Genomic DNA, 17,533 nt, shown 5'->3' with positions numbered 1-17,533 from the left:
CGTTCAGGCGACTGCCGGGGCGAGCGCCTCGATCGGGATGACGTAGTCCGTGTGCTTCTGCGCGGGATCGCCGACCGCACGGCCGCAGATGAATTGCGGATCGTACCCCATGGCCCGCGCCTGGCCGTTGAAGGCCGCGTGGTTATGTGGGTTCTCCTGCGTCATCACGAACAGGCGCACGTTCGTCGGCGCGTAGACGAAGTTCTGCATGGCCGATCCGCTCGGCGCCATGATCGCGCCGGCGCTCTGGAACAGACGCACCTGCTCGGCGAACGTGAGGTTCTCGGTCAGCACCGTCTCGTAGCCGTGGCGTTCGAGATAGCCTCGCACCTCGTCCTCGTTGCGGATGCGGCGCCAGCTTCGGGCGGCGCGCGTGAGATAATATTTGCGGCCCGTGGGCGGCGCGACGCCGAGCGCCGTCTCCGCCTTCTCCTTGAGGTAACGATAGGCGCGCACCGAGGCGCAGCATGCCGTGAAGGGGGGCATGTCGTTGGGGAGCAGGTGGATGGGAAAGAACGTGGGCGTCGGCGCGTAGAGCAGCCGGCGCACGCGCACACCCTGCCCCCGACGCAACGTGATCAGCGGGTTCGAGCAGATCATGCGCAGCAGTTCGAGGTGCGTCGGCGGCATGCCCTCGTCGACGAGAATCGGGCGGCCCGCGAACGCCGGATGCTGTTCGAGGAACTGCAGGCGCGGCGCGAACTCGCCGATCCAGTGTCCGAACGCGTCGCTGGCCGGCCCGGCGAGCCAGACCGCCGCGTCGACGTCCTGCATCTCGTAGGCGTCGTCCCGCAGACGTAGGCGCCCGGCGTGCTGGAACACCACCGCGGCGTCCGAGCGGTGATCCACGAAGCGGCCGTAGTCGCGATGCCCACCCGCCTCGTTGAGAGCGACGTCGTCCGCAGTCAGGATCACATGGGAGTACGCGAAGGCGCGGACATGCGGCAGTTCCACGACGTAGGGCTTGTTGCCCATCACCTGGCCGGTGGGCGCCGCCGCGCCGATGGCCTGGATGGGAATCGCTTCGATATCACCGGCGTCCATCGTCGCGACGCCGGCGCGGCGGGCCCATTCGAACGCGGTGTCCTGCGGATACGTGCGCACGCCCGTCGGCGGCGCCCCGACCGCCCGTAGCACCAGCTTCTCCCAGCCTTCGTCGATCTCGCGCACGGCCAGCGGGTGGTACGCCTGTCGATAGAGCCCTTCAGCCGCCGCCAGCCCCTCCAGGCGCAGCGCGACGTCCAGCAGCCGCAGGGCCGTCTCGACATGGCCGGGGTTCAACCGAGCCGCCTCGGCCAGCGCCTCGCGCGCTTCCGGCAAGCGCCCCAGGGCTTGGCGCGCGGCCCCAAGCAGCAGGAGATTGTGCCATCCGCCGGCCTGCCGCGCGGCGGCTTGCGCACAGTTGGCGACCGCCTCCTCGTACTGCCTGCGCTGGAAGGCGATGAAGCCCAGCACCCGATAGGCGCCGCCGTGATCCTGTACGGCCAGCACGCGGCGGCAGAGCGCTTCGCTCTCCGCGAGGTCGCCGCGATTCACGGCCTGGACGGCAAGCTGCATAAGCGCTTCCGGCCCCACCTCGGTCGCCGTCATCCCGTTCCTCTGCAAGCCCGGCCACGCTGACGATCGCGCTGGCCTACGCGTCGGCGGCTGTACTACACCCCCCAGGGGCCGCCAACGGCCGCCAAACCCGTCGGCGACGCCATGGCGCCGCCTCGCCACGCAGGAGGGCGCACAGCTTGGGGCCGACCGTGGCGATCATGCAGCCCTATTTCCTGCCGTACGCGGGATACTTCCGGCTGATCTCGGGCAGCGACACCTTCGTCGTCTACGACTGCGTGCAGTTTCCCCGCCGGGGCTGGGCGCACCGAAACAAGCTGCGCGACGCGAACGGCGTAGAGCAGTGGCTCACCCTGCCGTTGAAGCCCGCGCCGCAGGACGTGAGGATCGACGAACTGGAGTTCGCGGAGGACGCCGCCGCCGAGCTGGAGCGGCGCCTGCGCCCGTTCGGCCTCGACCGGGCGTCGGGCGCGGCGGCCGCGCTGCTCGCCGACGCGCGCAATGTCCAAGGCCGACCGGTGGACTACATCGTGCGCCTGCTCGAGACGACCTGCGGTCTCCTGGACGTGCCGTGGAACGTGGTGCGTTCGTCCTCGCTGGAGCTGCCGGCGTCGCTGCGGGGCCAGGACCGGATCCTGGAGATCTGCCGCCGGCTCGGCGCGGGCCGCTACATCAACGCCCCGGGCGGCCGCGATCTCTACGACCCGGCGACCTTTGCCGCCGCGGGCGTGCGCCTCCAGTTCCTGCCGCCCTTCGACGGCGCGCCTGGCTCGATACTGCAGCGGCTGCTGGACGACCCGCCCGAGCGCGTGCGGGCCGAGCTCTACGGGTGGCGGCCGCAGGACTGATAGCGCGCCGCGCGCCCCTGGCGGTTGTTCACGGCGCGCCGCAGCCGCTATCGTTTCAGCCTGGGATTCGGCGGCGACACGCTGGACCGGCGGACGGGTAGCGCCCGCAAGCCCGGGGCAGGACCCGGGAAAAGGATGGGGAAAGACACTTGCTGCCGCCGATCGCCGCGCCCGACCGACGTGGCCGTCCGCGCGTGACGGTCATGATCATCACGTACAATCACGCCCGCTACATCGCGCAGGCGATCGAGAGCGTCCTGGCGCAGAAGACGGAGTTCCCGTTCGCCATCCATGTGATCGACGACTGCTCGACCGACGGGACCAGCGATATCGTCCGCGACTACGCCGCCCGCTTCCCCGATGTCGTCAAGCCATTCATCAACAAGAAGAATATGGGCCACAAGGTGGCTCAGCACAACTTCTACCGGGGCATGAAGACGATGGACGGCGACTACATCGCCATCCTGGAAGGCGACGACTACTGGACCTCGACCGAACGCCTGCAAACGCATGTGGCCTTCCTGGAGGCCAATCCCGACTTCGTCGCGTGCGCCAACAACACGCTGAAGATTTATGAGGACAGCGACAAGGAACCCGAGCTGTTCCTGCCCCCCAAGCCGCAATCCGAGCACACGATCGACGACCTGATCAGCTTGTCGTCGTTCTTCCACACCTCGTCGATAACTTACCGCAACGTGTTCCGTGGCCGCATGCCGCGCTTTCTGCGCAGTTCGCTGTCCTGCGACATCTTCATAACCATCGCCCATGCCCAGTATGGCAAGATCCGGTTCTTCCCCGAGACGTGGTCGGCGTATCGCGTGCACCGGGCCGGGCTCTTCTCGCAGATGAGCCAGACCAAGGGCTGGATGTGGAACATCGACAGCTTCCGCGCCTCCAAACGGTGGTTCGCGTTCCGCTACTTCCCCCAGATCGCCAAGACGGTGTTCTATTACTGCGACACCCTGCTCAAGGATGGGCGGCCGGAGGATGGCCTGACGCCCGAGAAGCGGCGGTACTACGAGCAGGTCCGGCGCCGCTATCGGATCCTGGACAAGGCCTATCGCTGGACCGACCTGACCCTGGCGCGGTGGATTCCAGGTTGGCGGCCGCATTCGGACGGCGCGGAGCTCAACCTGGGCTGCGGCGAGCGCAAGACCCGCAACACAATCGATGTGGATATCCGCCGCGACGTCGACGCCGACATGGTGGTCGACCTGGAACGCACGCCGTGGCCTTGGCCCGACAACTACGCCGAGACCGTCTACTTCCGGCACTCGCTCGAACACATGGGCGGCGACTTCAAGACCTTCCAGAGGATGATGCGCGAGCTCTACCGGGTCTGTCGGCCCGACGCCCGGGTGGTGATCATCGCCAAGCACCCGCGCTCGGATCGGTTCGCAAACGATCCTTCCTGCGTGCGCGCCATCAACTCGCAGGTGCTGGCCTTGTTCGACGCGCGCACGCCCGCCGGCGCGGGGCCGGAGCCGCTAGCTGCGCGCAACAAGCTCGATTTCGAGGTCGTGCACCGCGAAGTGACGCTGGACGAGCCCTACAGGTCGCAATTCACCAGCGGGAAGCTGGCCCAGGACGAGGTCAACCACCTCATCCGCTCGAACTGGAACATCTGCAGCGAGCTGCACATCGAGCTGCGGGCCCGCAAGCCGGCGCGCGGGCCCGCCGCCTGAACCTCAGCGGGCGACGACATCCACCTCCGGACCGAGGCCTGCCGAGGCCAGCTCGCGCTCAGCCTGGAAGAAGCCGTAGGGCGGGGCGACCTCGCCAGACCGGTCGGCGATCTCGCCCCAGTGGGCGATCACCTGCTGGCCGGCATCCTCGGCGTCGCCGACGTAGCGGCCGCGCGTGAGCGTCACGTTGGCCTGGGCGAAGTGGCCGGCGCCGGCGCACAGGACGGTGCGGGTGGGCGCGCCCTCGCCGACCAGCGCCAGCAGGCCAGGGCTCACGCGGTCGGGCTGCAGCAGGGCCAGGCTCTCGTCGGAGAGCACGCCGTGGGTCATCTGGGTGGCCGCGGTGGGGGCCAGGCAGTTCACCCGGATGCCGTACCGCTCGCCCTCCAGCGCCAGGGTCTGCATCAGGCCGACAAGGGCCATCTTGGCGGCGCCGTAATTGGCCTGCCCGAAGTTGCCGTAGAGGCCGGACGAGGACGTCGTCATCACAACCCGGCCGTAGGCCTGGGCGCGCATCACATCCCAGACCGCCTTGGTGCAGACGGCGGCGCCCATCAGGTGGACGTCCACCACCAGGCGGAAGTCGTCGAGGCTCATCTTGGCGAAGGTGCGGTCGCGCAGGATGCCGGCGTTGTTCACCAGGATGTCGACCCGGCCCCAGTGGTCGAGGGTCTTCGCGACCATCGCCGCCACGCCGGCCTCGTCGGTGACCGAGGCGGCGGCGGCCAGGGCCTCGCCGCCCGCGGCGACGATCTCGTCCGCGACCGCCGCCGCCGGCCCCCAGGCCAGGTCGTTGACCACCACGCGCGCGCCGTGCCGGGCCAGGAACAGGGCGTGTGCTCGCCCTAGTCCGCCGCCCGCGCCGGTGATGATCGCAACCCTGCCCTCGAGGGACATCCCGCTACCTCCGCTCCGCTCAGTGTCGGCCAAGCTGTCCGACCTCGTGGCCAAGGTCAACACTCACTATCACGAGCGTGAACATTGACGGATGAGGCCGGGCCGCTCCATGGTCGCAGGCCGACGCGCGAGCGATCGAACGAGAACATGGGGAGGATGGGATGGACCACGCCGAGCGGGCCGCGGGCGAGCTTGCTCCGGCGCCAGAGGCGGCCGCGCCGGGCGCGCGGGCCTGGCTGGTGCTGGGCATGCTGTGCTTCGTCTACGTCCTGAACTTCCTGGACCGGCAGTTGCTGTCGATCCTGGCCAAGCCCATCCAGGACAGCCTGCACGTCACCGACGGCCAACTCGGCCGGATCGGCGGGCTGTATTTCGCGCTGTTCTACTGCCTGATCTCCATCCCGGTGGGCTGGCTCGCCGACCGGACCAACCGGGTGAAGGTACTGGCCTTCGCCTGCGCCCTCTGGAGCGCGGCGACCATGGCCTGCGGCCTGGCGCGCAACTACCCGCAGCTTGTCGCCGCCCGCATGGCGGTGGGCGTGGGCGAGGCGGGGGGCGTGCCGCCGTCCTACGCGATCATCTCCGATTACTTCCCGTCGGGCCGCCGCGGGACGGCGCTGGGCCTGTTCAACCTGGGCCCGCCGATCGGCCAGGCGCTGGGCGTCGCGTTCGGCGCCTCGATCGCGGCGGCCTATAGCTGGCGGCACGCGTTCCTGGTGCTGGGCGCCGTGGGCCTGGTCGCCGCCGTGGCGGTGCTGCTCATCGTGCGCGAGCCGCGGCGCGGCGGGCTGGACGGCGCGGGCGAGGCCAAGCCCGAGCCGGCGGGGTTCAAGAGCACCGTCGCCATGTTCTTCACGACACCCACGCTGCTGCTCGTGGCCCTGGGGAGCGGGGCGACGCAGTTCGTCACCTATGGCGTGGGCAACTTCGCCACCCTGTTCCTGATCCGCGAGAAGGGCATGACTCTGAGCGAGGTCGCCGTCTGGTACGCGCTGGTTGTCGGCGTCTGCATGGGCGGCGGGATCTACGTCTCGGGCCGGGTGATCGACCGCCTGACGCAACGCTCGCGGGCCGCCTACGCCACCGTCCCGGCGATCTCGCTCGCGCTGGCCGTACCGTTCTTCCTGGGCTTCGTCTGGGCGCCGTCTTGGCCGCTGGCGCTGCTGCTGTTCGCCGCCCCCACGTTCCTCAACTACTTCTACCTGTCGTCGGCCGTGACGCTGGTGCAGGAGACGGTCGCACCGAACCAGCGGGTGCTGTCGGGGGCGCTGTTGCTGCTGGTCATGAACATGATCGGCCTGGGCCTCGGCCCCACCTATGTCGGCGCGGTCAGCGACGCCTTCCACGCCGCCCACCCCGACCATTCGCTGCAGATGGCCTTCTACACCCTGACGCCATTCTACGGCGTGGCCATCGCCCTCTTCCTATGGCTGGCCCGCCTGCTGCGCGCCCAGGACGCCCGCTAAGCTTTCAGCGACAGGAAGCCCGCCGCCATGAAGCGGGCGATCCGCTGCTTGACGGCGGAGAAGTCGTCGGAATGGCAAAGGCCGCCCGACAGCTTGTCGATCCGGCCCGTCCGGGCCAGCGTGTTCATCAGGGCGCCGGTGACAAAGTGGTAGCCCCAGAAGATGTCCTCGTCCGAATAGTCGGGCAGCGCGCGCTTCAGGATGCCCACCAGCTTCAGCACCACCGGGTCGAAATGCTCGTCCATCAGCGCCGCGCCCTCGGGCGTGTTGCTGACGCGGGCGCAGAAGGCGGCGTAGTTCATCCAGGGCTCTCCGCCCTGCACGTAGAGGTCCAGGTCGGTGTCGAGGAAGGCATGCAGCGCGCCCTCGACGGTCGGACGGTCGCCGGCCTCGGCTTCGTACGCCTCGAGCGCCTCCATGCGGCGGCCGCTGGTCACGGCGGCGCGGCGGGCGAACACCGCCTCGAACAGCCGCTGCTTGTCATCGAAATAGTAGTGCAGGAGCGTCGTGTGCACGCCCACGCGCTTGGCCACGTCGCGCAGCGTCACGCCGTTCAGGCCGTTCTTCGAGAAGAGGTACTCGGCCGCGTCCAGGATCTGCTCGATGGATTCGGCGCGCTGTTCAGCCTTCGTGCGGGAAATGCGCTTTGCCGTCGAACCGTCTGACATCCACCGTACCTGGCTTCTTCGCAGCAGACCTGCCGAGGAATCGCGTCAGCGCGCGACCTCCTCAACGGGGATCTTGCCGTCCACGTAGTCGGCACGCAGGCGGACCTTGTCAATCTTGCCGGTCGCGGCCAGCGGCATGGCGGCGATGCGCGCGACCTGATCGGGCAGCCACCAATCCGGCACTTGGCCCTTCAGCGCGGCGATCAGGCCGCGGGCGTCCACGGCCTGGCCCTGGCGCGGCTCGACGATCAGCACCGGGCGCTCGTCCCACTTGCGGTCGGCGCGGCCGATCACCGCCACCTGCGCCACCGTGGGATGGCGACCGACGATGGCCTCGATCTCGGTCGGGTTGATCCACTCGCCGCCCGACTTGATCAGATCCTTGGAGCGGCCACAGATCGTCAGCGACCCGTCCGCGTCGATGCGCGCCAGGTCGCCCGTATCGAAATAGCCCTCGGGATCGAGGGAGTCGGCTTCGGCCTTGAAGTAGCGGTCGAGGACGCTCGGACCCTTCACCTTCAGGTGGCCGACCACTCCCCGCTGCTGCGGCAGGGTCACGCCGTCTGCGTCGGTGAGCTTCAGGTCGAGGCCCATCATCGGCCGGCCGGCGGCGCGGGTCTCGGTGCGCGGCGCATCTCGCGCCGTCACCACGCCCAGCGGCGAGAGCTCGGTCATGCCCCAGCTCGTCTGTACCAGGGCGTCCAGGCCCGTCTCCATGCGTTGGATGAGCGCGTCCGGACAGTGCGAGCCGCCGATCACGACGCGTTCCAGCGCCGGCAGCGCGCCGCCCGTGGCCTCCAGGTGGTCGAGAACGCCGAGCCAGACGGTCTGGACGCCCACGGCCACGGTCACGCCCTCCTCGCGCATCAGCCTGGCGAGGCTTTCACCGTCAGCCTGCCGACCCGGCAGCACCAGCTTCGCGCCCGCTGCGGGCGCCGCGAACGGCAGGCCCCAGGCGTTGGCGTGGAACATCGGAACCGCCACCAGCACCACGTCGCGCGCCGTCAGGGCGAACGCATCGGCCTGCAGGCCGCGCAGGGTGTGCAGGTAGTTCGAGCGGTGGGTGTAGACCACGCCCTTCGGCCGGCCCGTGGTGCCCGAGGTGTAACAGAGCCCCGCAGGCGTCTCCTCGGGGAAGGCGCCCCAAACGGCCTCGGCGCCGTGCGCGGTGAGCAAGCCCTCGAGCGTCCAGACCGTGGCCGGATGATCGCCCAGCCCATCGTCCGTCGGCGCGTCGCCATCGAGCAGGATCACGTGCTCCAGGCCCGGGCAAAGCGGCGCGACCTCGGCGAGCAGGGGCCAGAGATTCGCCGCGACCGCCAGCACCCGGTCCTCCGCCTCATTCACCATGGCGGCGAGCTGCGCGGCGGTGATGCGGGGGTTGAGCGTGTGGCAGACCATCCCCGCGCCCATCACCGCATAGTAGATTTCCAGGTGGTGCTGGGTGTTCCAGGCAAGGGTCCCGACCCGGTCGCCCGCCTTCAGCCCCAGCACGGCAAGCGCGCCCGACAGCCGGTTGCTGCGCGTCCGTAGCGCCGCATAGCCGATCCGTCCCCCGCGCGCCGTGACGATCTCCCGCGCCCCAGACCACTTGGCGGCGTGGTCGAGGAACTTGTCGACGGTGAGGGCGTAGGACTGCATGCAACTCTCGGCAGGCGTTGGAGGTCAGGGCTGGAAGCAGCCGGCTTCAGGCCGGCCGCCGTGTCGGCATGCGCCACCGGGCCCCATGCTCCAACAGGCAGCCGCCGGACGCGCTCAAAGCCAGGATGCCGATCCTCATGGTGGTCCCTCGCTCGCAGGCGCGCTCTGCGGCGCGTCTCGCGAGGCTGGCGAGGCGGCTTTCGAATGTCAACGCTGATTATCACGTGAGTGAATATCATCGCGACGCGACCTGGCCGCGAGCCCGTCTTGCTGCATCGCAAGATATTCACTCGCGTGATAGTCAGTATTGACAGGCGAGCGAATGTCGGAGAGCGTCGCCCCAACGCCGAAGAGCGACGCTTAAGGGGAGGAAGCGGATGAGGGTCCACGGACCACGGCTGCGCGTGCTCGCGCCGCCTTCGGCGCGATGCGCCACCGCTCTCCCCTGCCGAGACATTCGTCACGCCGACAACCGCCAAACGCGCGGCGCGGCCCTTGAGGGAGGGATTCTGTGAAGCACCTGTTTTTCCGCGGCGCGTCAGCGCTCGCCGTCGTCGCCTGCGCAGGCCTGTGGGCCGGCGCGGCGGCCGCCCAGACCGGAGGCGCCAGCGCGCCCAGCGAGGTCGAGGAGGTCGTGGTCACCGGCTCCTATATCGCCGGCACGCCCCAGAACAGCGCCCTTCCCGTCTCGGTGATCGGGGCCGAGGAACTGGCCAAGCAGGGCTCGCCCACGGTCGTTCAGATCATCAAGTCCCTGCCCGCCGCAGCCGGTTCGATCGGCGAGGCCAACCGCCTGATGGGCGCCACCGCGGGCGTCGCAACCGTCAACCTGCGCGGCTTCGGCGCGGCGCGGACGCTGGTGCTGTTCAACGGCCGGCGTCTGGCCCCGTCGGTGTCCGCCGCGGCCGTCGGCGCGGTGGACGTCAACCTGATCCCGACCGCCGCGATCGGCCGCATCGAGGTGCTGAAGGACGGCGCGGCCGCCACCTACGGCTCGGACGCGGTGGGCGGGGTCGTGAACTTCATCACCCGCACCGACCTCGACGGCTTCGAATTCACCGGCGACTACGCCTACATCAAGGGCAGCAACGGCGACTACAACCTCACCGCCGCGTGGGGGAAGAAGTTCGACCGCGGCAACGCGCTCATCACTGCCGGCTATCGTCGGCGCAGCGAGCTGCGGCTCACCGACCGCGACTGGGCGATCCGGCCCTTCGCCGAGAACCCGTTCGGCGGCTGGTCCGGCTCATCGAACCCCGGCGGCTACACGACCGGCAACGGCGGTGCGATCCTGCCCAACGGCGCGCTGTCACAACCCTTCGCCACGCCGATCAACTTCCAGGACGACGGCTGCACCGAGCTCGGCGGCGAGATCGTCGCCGGCACCTGCCGCTTCCAGTTCAGCCGCTTCGACAACCTGGCGAACGACGAGTACCACTACCAGCTCTACGGCGAGGTCAACTTCGACCTCGACGACGACACCCGCTTCCACGGCGAGGTGATGTGGTCGCGGCACGACGTGCCGGAAGAGCGCGTCTCCCCCTACCAGTCCACGGTGCAGTTCCCGACGCCGATCGCGGCGTCCGGCGGCTCGCCGGGCGGCGGCCAGTCGCCCTATCCGGCGACGGGCCTGAACCAGCAGTCGCGCTTCTACATCCCGTTCGCCAACCCAGGCCTGACCGCGCTGTTCAACCGCCACTGCGGAGCCGGCGCGACCACGCCCTATTCGGCGGCCCAGTGCAGCAGCATCCAGGGCTACGGGGTGATCACCTCGCAGACCCAGTGGCGGCCGGGCGGCTACGGCGGCCAGCCGCTGTTCACCGACGGCGCCGACCACAACCACCGCAAGGCCGACGCCTTCCGCATCTCCGGCGGGGTGAACGGCAAGCTGCCGGTCGGCGGCTGGAAGTACGACGTCGCGGTGACCTACATGGAGTCCGAGGGCGTCAACGCGGTGCCGGACGAGGTGGTCAACCGGGTGCAGCTCGGCCTGCGCGGTCTGGGCGGCCCCAACTGCAACGTGGCGGCCAACACCCCCGGCCAGAACGGCTGCTACTGGTTCAACCCGTTCTCGAACGCGATCGCCACCGACGCGGTCTACGGGCGGACCAACCCGTTCTACACAGCCTCGGCCGTGCCCTCGAACACCAACACCCGCGAACTGTTCGAGTGGATGCACCAGTACCTGAGCGCCACGACGACCAGCCGCATCCTGGTGGGTGACGTGGTCGCCAGCGGCGAACTGCCGGTGACCCTGCCTGGCGGGACCGTCGCCCTCGCCGTCGGCGCGCAGTGGCGGTACGACGAGTACAAGACGGTGGCCGACGACGCGCTGTCCAACATCGAGGCCACCCGCTGCGTCGACGACGTGGACGACCACCTTCCCCAGTGCACGGGCGGCGTCGGACCGTTCAACCTGTCGCCCGGCGTGCAGGGCTTCTCGGTGGACCGGATCGTCAAGGCGGTGTTCGCCGAGGTGAAGATCCCGCTGCTCGAAACCCTGACCCTGGACGGCGCGATCCGCTACGAGACCTATGGCGGCTCGGTCGGCTCGACCACCAACCCGAAGGCCGACGCCAAGTGGCAGGCCCTGCCCTGGTTCGCCGTCCGCGGCTCGGTCGGCACCACTTTCCGCGCACCGCCGCAGACGTCGGTGCAGCCGGGCTTCAGCCGCACGCTGCAACAGTTCGTGGACCCCACCAGTGGGGCCGCGCTGTACCGCGCCGTTGACACCTACGCCAATCCCGACCTCAAGCCCGAGACCGCGTCCAACTACTCCATCGGCGGCATCGTCGAACTGGGCGACTTCACCGCCACGGTCGACTGGTGGAACTTCCACTTCAAGAAGGAGCTCACGGTCGAGACGGCGGCGGCGGTCTATTCCACCATGTTCCCCAACGCGACGCCCGCGGCCTGGCAGTGCGCGAACCCCGCCCTCGCCTCGCGCTTCAACTTCGCGAGCGGCGCGGGCACGGCGGTCAACCCGGTCACCGGCACGAACTGTCACCCGGCCAACTTCCAGGGGATGCGGACGAACCTGATCAACGGCCCCAGCGTGGACACGTCGGGCGTGGACTTTTCGGCGACCTACCGGGTGCGCGACCTCCTCGCGCCCGATGGCGACCTCACCGTCGGGGTCGATGGGGCCTATGTGTCCAAGTACGAGCGCGGCGCGCTGCGCACGGTCGATGGGATCACCATCGCGCCGGCGGTCGACCGGGCCGGCAAGGCGGAACTGCTCAGCGCGTTCTATTCACAGCCGCGCTGGAAGGGGAACCTGTTCCTCAACTACAACCTGGGTCCGCACAACTTCCGGGCCACGCTGCGCTACGTGGGCGCGATGCGCGATCTGAACCACGACAGCGACACGGCCACGGCTGGCGTGCAGCCGGCGAAGATCAAGGCTTGGACGCCGATCGACCTCGTCTACCGCGTCGACCTGCCGTGGGAGACCACGCTGACGGCCACGGTCCAGAACCTGTTCGATAAGGACCCGCCGTTCGCCTACAGCCCGTTCAACTACGACTACGAGCACGGCAGCCCGCTGGGCCGGGTGCTGCAGATCAACGTCAGGAAGCGCTTCTAGGGTCCTCTCGCCTGGGGCGGGTGGCGCATCGCGTCGCCCGCCTCCGTCTTGCCGGGGCCGACGCTACCGCGCCGTGACGACCCGGACCTCTCCGTACTTCTGGATCAGCCGCCGGAGCTGGATGGCCGCGGGCCCGCGAGCCACCGGCGAGACGACGTAGCGGCGATAGGAGCCGCCCGTGTAGCTCATGGGATCGTTCGACAGCAGGCCGATGCGTAGCACCTCGCCGGTGTCCTGGCGGTAGGCGAAGGTCTCCGGATAGTCGACATTGAAGTTGGCCAGCGTCATCCGCACCCCGGTGCGCGGCGTGCGCCGCCCCCAAGTGGCCAGGGCGGTCGACAGGCTGCCGGCCACGATCGCCTTCATCTCGGCCTTGAGCGGCGTTTCCGCATCGAAGCGCGGCTCGCAGGTGGCCGGAAGGTCCACCCGCAGGCGCTGGGTCTGGGCGGCGTAGACCCGCCTCCGCTCGCGTTCGTAGCCCGGCTCGCCGCGCAGCAGCTCGATATTGTAGCCCGAGCGCTGGGTCACCACCGGCCCGGCGGCGCGGCCGGCCACCACATAGCTGTCGGCCCAGCGGCGCACGCGCGGCACGGCGCGCATGTCCTCGCTCCAGAGGTAGGCCGTGCGGCCCTCGATGCGCAGGTCCACCGTGACGGTCTGGCCCAGGCGGGCGTAGGGATCGCCCCACCAGATGCGACTGAAGCAGACGTGGCGCTTCAGGGCCTCCACCGCCTGCGCGGAGGTCAGGTCGGCGGCGAAGGCCTGTCCGTCGGCGAACGCCAGGACGGCGGCCAGGAAGATGGCCCTCAGGGCCAAGCGGGGCGTCAGCCCGCGATCGCGGCGGCGTCCTGCTCGCCGGTGCGGATGCGCAGCGCCCGCTCCAGGTCGAGGACGAAGATCTTGCCATCGCCGATCTTGTTGGTGTTGGCCGCCTGCTGGATCGCCTCGACCACCGGCTCGACGATGTCGGACGGCACCGCGATCTCCAGTTTCACCTTTGGCAGCAGCTTCACCTCGTATTCGGCGCCGCGATAGACCTCGGTCTTGCCGCGCTGACGGCCGTAGCCGCGCACCTCGGTGACGGTCAGGCCCGAGGCTCCCGCCTCGGTGACCGCGTCCAGCACGGCGTCCAGGCGACTGGGCTTGATGACCGCGATGATCAGTTTCATGCCCTTGCTCAAGCCTCCGCGGGAACCCGAATCCTGGTCACACCTAAGACCTTCGCCGCGGCGGCGCCAAGCGCTCTCGCAGGACAGGTAGCTCAGGCGCCCGCGAAACCGGCGCCGCGCCGGGGGCCGGAGCCAGGACCGGACGGGCGGCGCGGATCCGCGCCCGCTGGCCCTGCGGCTTCACAGCGAAAGTCTGTTTCACAGCCTCCATCAGCAGGAGGCCTGCGAACCCGGGCCACAAGCGCGAGCCGGTCTGTTCGAAGGCTTCGGCCCAGCGCGCCATCCAGCCGACCGGCGGGACGTAGAGCGCCCGCGTCCAGCCCGACGGTTCGAGGTCGGCCTCGCGCAACAGCTCGGCGAGCTGGCTGCGGGTGTAGGGCCGGCCGTGGCCGAACGGGGTCTTTTCGGTATTGGCCCAAAGGCCGTTGCGCGAGGCGACGGTCACCACCACCCGGCCCGACGGCGCCAGCACGCGCCAGACCTCGCGCAGCAGGGTCACCGGGTCGCCGCTCTCCTCCAGGCCGTGGACGAGCAGGATCCGGTCGAACAGGGCGTTGGGGAACGGCAGGCTGTCCTCGGGTGTCAGGGTCGAGAGGTTGCGGCCGTCGGCGGGCCACACTTCGACGCCCTGCTGCGCCGGCATCGCCGCCACCACGCGCCGAGCGCGCAGGCGCAGGTCGCCCGCGAACGGCGTGCCGTAGCCGACGATCAGGACGTCGAGCCCGGTGACGTCGCCCCAGGCCTCGGCGATCTTGCGCTCCACCATCGCGCGCGCCGCCCACCCCAGGTCCGAGGCGTAGAACCGGCGAAGTTCGAGGACGTCGCGACGCATGGTTGCTTGGCTAAGCTCGACGGCGGCGGGCCGCCAGCCTAAATCGTCCGGGCCCGTCCAGGAGTTTCCTCATGCCGCTGACCGTCCACCAATTCCCGTGCCTTTCGGACAACTACGGCTTCCTGGTCCGCGACGAGGCCAGCGGCAAGGTCGCCTGCATCGACACGCCCGAGGCCGCCGCCGTGCTGCGCGAGCTGGAGGACCTGGGCTGGGATCTGGACCTGATCCTGAACACCCACTGGCACCCGGATCACGCGGGCGGAAACACGGACATCAAGGCCATCACCGGATGCCAGATCGTCGGGCCGGCCGAGGTCACGCGCATCGCACCGCTCGACCGCGAGGTGAAGGGCGGCGACGTGGTCGAGTTGGGCGAGACGCGGTTCCAGGTGATCGAGACCGGCGGCCACACGCTGGGGCACGTCAGCTACTTCGACGCGGCCGACCGGATCGCCTTCGTGGGCGACACGCTGTTCGCCCTGGGCTGCGGCCGGCTGTTCGAGGGCACGGCCGAGCAGATGTGGGACAGCCTGCAGCGGCTGGTTGCCCTGCCCGACGAGACCACCGTCTACTGCGCGCACGAGTACACCGCGTCGAACGCCCGCTTCGCCCTGTCGGTCGACGACAGCCCGGCGCTCAAGGCCCGGGCCGACCAGATCTTCGCAGCGCGCGAGAAGGGCGAATGGACCGTGCCCACTACGATCGGGCTGGAGAAGGCGACCAACCCGTTCCTCCGCGCGGCGCTGCTGGCGGAGCGAGTCGGGGCGGCGGGGCGGCCCGACGCGGAGGCCTTCGGCGCGGTCCGCGAGGCGAAGGACAACTTCCGCGGCTGAGCTATTTCCCGCGGGCCACCTTGATGATCCGCTCGGACGACGGCCGGCCGGCGAGCCCCTGCTCGGGCGCCACCACGATGCTCAGCACGCCGCCCTTCAGCGTCGCCTGCGCCTTGCGGCCTTCCTGGAACTGGACCTTGTTGACCCGGCTCAGCAGCGCGCGGCCGTCCTTGCGCTGCGAAAGGCGGATGATGGCTACGCTGGTGACCATCGCCGCGTCGGCGATCAGGGCCGAGGACGCCGGCGTCGCCTCGGCGTCGAACATCAGCGAGCGGCGGGCGGCCCGGCTGGCCCGCGACGAGGCCTGGGTCAGGCGCTCGAACAGGGCCTGGGGACTCATCGGCGCCAGCCGCAGCGGGACGCCGCCGCCGGCCAGCGACACGGCCTCGCCGCTGGGCCGCTCGTCGGTGAAGAGCGTGAAGCCGCCCAGCCGCGTCACGCGGAGAACGGGCTCGCCCAGATCGTTCTTGTAGATGGTGTCGCCGCGCGGCGCGGGGTTCGGGGCCAGGGCCCAGACCTCCGGGCTGTCCTCGAACTTCATCATCGTGACCGGCTGCGTGCGGTCCAGGATGAAGACGCGGCCTTCCTCGGAGACGTAGCGGGCGATCGGCGGACCGGACGCTTCGGCGCCGCGGCTGCGGAACAGGCCCTCGCGCAGGCGATCGACCGGTCCGGCGCCCGCGGCGGGCGCAAGCGCCAGGGCCGCGACGCCAACCAGCGACGCGCAGATCACCCCCCTCGACGCCGTCCGCTGCCCTGTCATGCCAAGCTAGCAGATGCCTCGGGATCGGGGCGCTTTTTGGACCGGGACGAGACCGTCACCCGACCATATATTGGCCGCCGTTCAGGGCCAGCGTCGTGCCGGTGACATAGCCTGCGCGCTCGCCGGCCAGGAAGGCGACCATGTCGGCGATCTCCTCGCCCTTGCCCAGGCGGCCGACGGGGATCTGCGAGATGATGCCCTCCAGCACCTTCTCGGGAACCGCCGCCACCATCTCGGTGTCGATGTAGCCAGGGGCGATGCAGTTCACCGTCACGCCTTTGCGCGCGTTCTCCAGCGCGAGGGACTTGGTGAAGCCGATCATCCCGGCCTTGGCGGCCGAGTAGTTCGTCTGCCCCATCTGGCCCTTCTGGCCGTTGATCGAACTGATGTTGACGATCCGGCCCCAGCCACGGTCGCGCATACCCTCGATCACCTGGCGGGTCATGTTGAACAGGCTGTCCATGTTCACGCGGATGACCTCGCTCCACTGCTCGGAGGTCATCTTGTGGAACACGCCGTCGCGGGTGATGCCGGCGTTGTTCACCAGCACGTCGATGGGCCCCAGTTCCTTCTCGACCGCCTCGGCCGCGTGCTTGCAGTCGGCGAAGTTCCCGACGTTGCCCTTGACCACCATGATCCCGAGCGCCTTGGCGCACGCGGCGGCGGCCTCGTCATTGCCCGAATAGCCGGCCGCCACCAACATGCCGTCGGCCTTCAGCCGCTCGACGATCGCCCGACCGATGCCACGGGTTCCACCCGTGACCAGCGCAACCCTGGCCATTCCCGTCCGTCTCCCTAAGTCGCCGTCACCGCGTTGATCGCAGCGTTCGGTGTCAGATCTTTTCCACGCACATTGCGACACCCATGCCGCCGCCGACACAAAGTGTGGCGAGGCCCTTGGTTGCGTCCGTGCGGTTCATCTCATGCAGCAGCGTGGTGAGGATCCGGGCGCCCGACGCGCCGATGGGGTGGCCGATGGCGATCGCGCCGCCATTCACGTTCACCTTCGCCGGATCGAGGCCCAGTTCACGCACGACGCACAGCGACTGCGCCGCGAAGGCCTCGTTCGATTCCACCAGATCCAGGTCGCTGACCTTCCAGCCGGCCTTCTCGAGCGCCTTGCGGCTGGCCGGGATGGGCCCCGTGCCCATGATCGCAGGCTCGACGCCCGCGTGCGCCCACGAGGCGATACGGGCCAGCGGCTTCAGCCCCCGCTTCTTGGCTTCCTCGGCGCTCATCAGCACCAGCGCCGCCGCGCCGTCGTTGAGGCCCGAGGCGTTGGCCGCCGTCACCGAGCCGTCCTTGGTGAACGCGGGACGCAGGCCGGCCATGGCCTCGATGGTCGCGCCGTGGCGGATGTATTCATCCTGGTCAACCACCGTGTCGCCCTTGCGGCCCTTGATGGTCACGGGGACGATCTCGCCGGCGAACTTGCCCGCCTTCTGCGCGGCCTCGGCCTTGTTCTGGGACGCCACGGCGAAGTTGTCCTGGTCCTCGCGGGTGATCTGCCAGCGGGCGGCGATGTTCTCGGCGGTCTGGCCCATGTGGTAGCCGTGGAAGGCGTCCCAGAGGCCGTCCTTGATCATGG

Annotated in this window: 15 protein-coding genes; 5 read left to right on the top strand and 10 right to left on the bottom strand. The window is 69.5% G+C overall.

From position 1 onward, the window contains the following. Nucleotides 1–3 precede the first annotated feature (3 nt). The gene (locus Q0L11_RS02600; RefSeq protein ID WP_296595289.1) at nt 4–1,590 is read right to left on the bottom strand and encodes a glycosyltransferase family 61 protein; all 1,587 of its coding nucleotides are present in this window, start codon (nt 1,588–1,590) and stop codon (nt 4–6) included. Nucleotides 1,591–1,757: 167 nt separating this feature from the next. Between Q0L11_RS02600 and Q0L11_RS02595 the strand changes: the two genes are divergently transcribed. After that, nucleotides 1,758–2,405 (top strand): WbqC family protein, encoded by a 648-nt coding sequence (locus tag Q0L11_RS02595; protein ID WP_296595328.1) that lies wholly within the window; start codon nt 1,758–1,760, stop codon nt 2,403–2,405. A 149-nt stretch (nt 2,406–2,554) separates the two neighbouring features. Further along, nucleotides 2,555–4,090 (top strand): glycosyltransferase, encoded by a 1,536-nt coding sequence (locus tag Q0L11_RS02590; RefSeq protein WP_296595288.1) that lies wholly within the window; start codon nt 2,555–2,557, stop codon nt 4,088–4,090. Between the two features lie 3 nt (nt 4,091–4,093). Here Q0L11_RS02590 and Q0L11_RS02585 read toward each other — a convergent pair whose 3' ends face one another. Then, nucleotides 4,094–4,987: an SDR family NAD(P)-dependent oxidoreductase gene (locus tag Q0L11_RS02585; protein WP_296595287.1), complete on the bottom strand. Its 894-nt coding sequence runs from the start codon at nt 4,985–4,987 to the stop codon at nt 4,094–4,096. A gap of 161 nt (nt 4,988–5,148) precedes the next feature. Between Q0L11_RS02585 and Q0L11_RS02580 the strand changes: the two genes are divergently transcribed. After that, entirely contained in the window at nt 5,149–6,453 is a 1,305-nt protein-coding gene (locus tag Q0L11_RS02580) for an MFS transporter (protein WP_296595286.1), read from the top strand. Here the strand turns inward: Q0L11_RS02580 and Q0L11_RS02575 are convergent. Then, complete coding sequence (locus Q0L11_RS02575) at nt 6,450–7,121, bottom strand: TetR/AcrR family transcriptional regulator (RefSeq protein WP_296595285.1); 672 nt, start codon at nt 7,119–7,121, stop codon at nt 6,450–6,452. The two genes, Q0L11_RS02580 and Q0L11_RS02575, sit on opposite strands and share 4 nt — an antisense overlap. A 45-nt stretch (nt 7,122–7,166) precedes the next feature. Beyond that, the gene (locus tag Q0L11_RS02570; protein ID WP_296595284.1) at nt 7,167–8,762 is read right to left on the bottom strand and encodes an AMP-binding protein; all 1,596 of its coding nucleotides are present in this window, start codon (nt 8,760–8,762) and stop codon (nt 7,167–7,169) included. 511 nt (nt 8,763–9,273) lie between these two features. On the opposite strand from Q0L11_RS02570, the gene Q0L11_RS02565 reads away from it, so the two are divergent. After that, complete coding sequence (locus Q0L11_RS02565) at nt 9,274–12,348, top strand: TonB-dependent receptor (protein ID WP_296595283.1); 3,075 nt, start codon at nt 9,274–9,276, stop codon at nt 12,346–12,348. Between the two features lie 63 nt (nt 12,349–12,411). On the opposite strand, the gene Q0L11_RS02560 is transcribed toward Q0L11_RS02565, so the two are convergent. Genes Q0L11_RS02560 through Q0L11_RS02550 form a run of 3 tightly spaced genes read right to left on the bottom strand, consistent with a single transcriptional unit; the run spans nt 12,412 to nt 14,349 of the window. Further along, nucleotides 12,412–13,164 carry a hypothetical protein gene (locus Q0L11_RS02560; protein WP_296595282.1) on the bottom strand — a complete coding sequence of 251 codons (753 nt, stop codon included), beginning with the start codon at nt 13,162–13,164 and terminating at the stop codon, nt 12,412–12,414. A gap of 8 nt (nt 13,165–13,172) precedes the next feature. Beyond that, nucleotides 13,173–13,517: a P-II family nitrogen regulator gene (locus Q0L11_RS02555; RefSeq protein WP_296595281.1), complete on the bottom strand. Its 345-nt coding sequence runs from the start codon at nt 13,515–13,517 to the stop codon at nt 13,173–13,175. Between the two features lie 43 nt (nt 13,518–13,560). Next, nucleotides 13,561–14,349, bottom strand: a complete 789-nt coding sequence (locus Q0L11_RS02550; RefSeq protein WP_296595280.1) for a methyltransferase domain-containing protein — start codon at nt 14,347–14,349, stop codon at nt 13,561–13,563. Nucleotides 14,350–14,420: 71 nt separating this feature from the next. Here Q0L11_RS02550 and gloB point away from each other — a divergent pair, with 71 nt between their 5' ends. Continuing rightward, nucleotides 14,421–15,182, top strand: coding sequence for a hydroxyacylglutathione hydrolase (gloB, locus tag Q0L11_RS02545; RefSeq protein WP_296595279.1), 762 nt, complete (start codon nt 14,421–14,423; stop codon nt 15,180–15,182). 1 nt (nt 15,183) lies between these two features. Here the strand turns inward: gloB and Q0L11_RS02540 are convergent, their stop codons facing one another. The 3 genes from Q0L11_RS02540 to Q0L11_RS02530 all read right to left on the bottom strand — a co-directional run. After that, a complete protein-coding gene (locus Q0L11_RS02540) occupies nt 15,184–15,915 on the bottom strand; it encodes a DUF4908 domain-containing protein (protein WP_296595278.1) in 732 nt (243 codons plus the stop codon). 85 nt (nt 15,916–16,000) lie between these two features. Then, a complete protein-coding gene (gene phbB / locus Q0L11_RS02535; RefSeq protein WP_296595277.1) occupies nt 16,001–16,726 on the bottom strand; it encodes an acetoacetyl-CoA reductase in 726 nt (241 codons plus the stop codon). 52 nt (nt 16,727–16,778) lie between these two features. Next, nucleotides 16,779–17,533: acetyl-CoA C-acyltransferase (locus tag Q0L11_RS02530; RefSeq protein WP_296595276.1), on the bottom strand; the 755-nt coding region annotated here is incomplete at its 5' end.

The sequence above is a fragment of the Phenylobacterium sp. genome, assembly GCF_024508875.1.
Taxonomy (GTDB): domain Bacteria; phylum Pseudomonadota; class Alphaproteobacteria; order Caulobacterales; family Caulobacteraceae; genus Phenylobacterium.
Note: the sequence above shows the minus strand (reverse complement) of the source record. Positions and strands in the feature narration are given on the sequence as shown.

Excerpts from the sequence above, each read along its gene's own strand:
- Q0L11_RS02600 (WP_296595289.1), bottom strand. The coding sequence starts at position 1,590 with ATGACGGCGACCGAGGTGGGGCCGGAAGCGCTTATGCAGCTTGCCGTC.
- Q0L11_RS02595 (WP_296595328.1), top strand. The coding sequence starts at position 1,758 with ATGCAGCCCTATTTCCTGCCGTACGCGGGATACTTCCGGCTGATCTCG.
- Q0L11_RS02585 (WP_296595287.1), bottom strand. The coding sequence starts at position 4,987 with ATGTCCCTCGAGGGCAGGGTTGCGATCATCACCGGCGCGGGCGGCGGA.
- Q0L11_RS02580 (WP_296595286.1), top strand. The coding sequence starts at position 5,149 with ATGGACCACGCCGAGCGGGCCGCGGGCGAGCTTGCTCCGGCGCCAGAG.
- Q0L11_RS02575 (WP_296595285.1), bottom strand. The coding sequence starts at position 7,121 with ATGTCAGACGGTTCGACGGCAAAGCGCATTTCCCGCACGAAGGCTGAA.
- Q0L11_RS02570 (WP_296595284.1), bottom strand. The coding sequence starts at position 8,762 with ATGCAGTCCTACGCCCTCACCGTCGACAAGTTCCTCGACCACGCCGCC.
- Q0L11_RS02555 (WP_296595281.1), bottom strand. The coding sequence starts at position 13,517 with ATGAAACTGATCATCGCGGTCATCAAGCCCAGTCGCCTGGACGCCGTG.
- Q0L11_RS02550 (WP_296595280.1), bottom strand. The coding sequence starts at position 14,349 with ATGCGTCGCGACGTCCTCGAACTTCGCCGGTTCTACGCCTCGGACCTG.
- gloB (WP_296595279.1), top strand. The coding sequence starts at position 14,421 with ATGCCGCTGACCGTCCACCAATTCCCGTGCCTTTCGGACAACTACGGC.
- phbB (WP_296595277.1), bottom strand. The coding sequence starts at position 16,726 with ATGGCCAGGGTTGCGCTGGTCACGGGTGGAACCCGTGGCATCGGTCGG.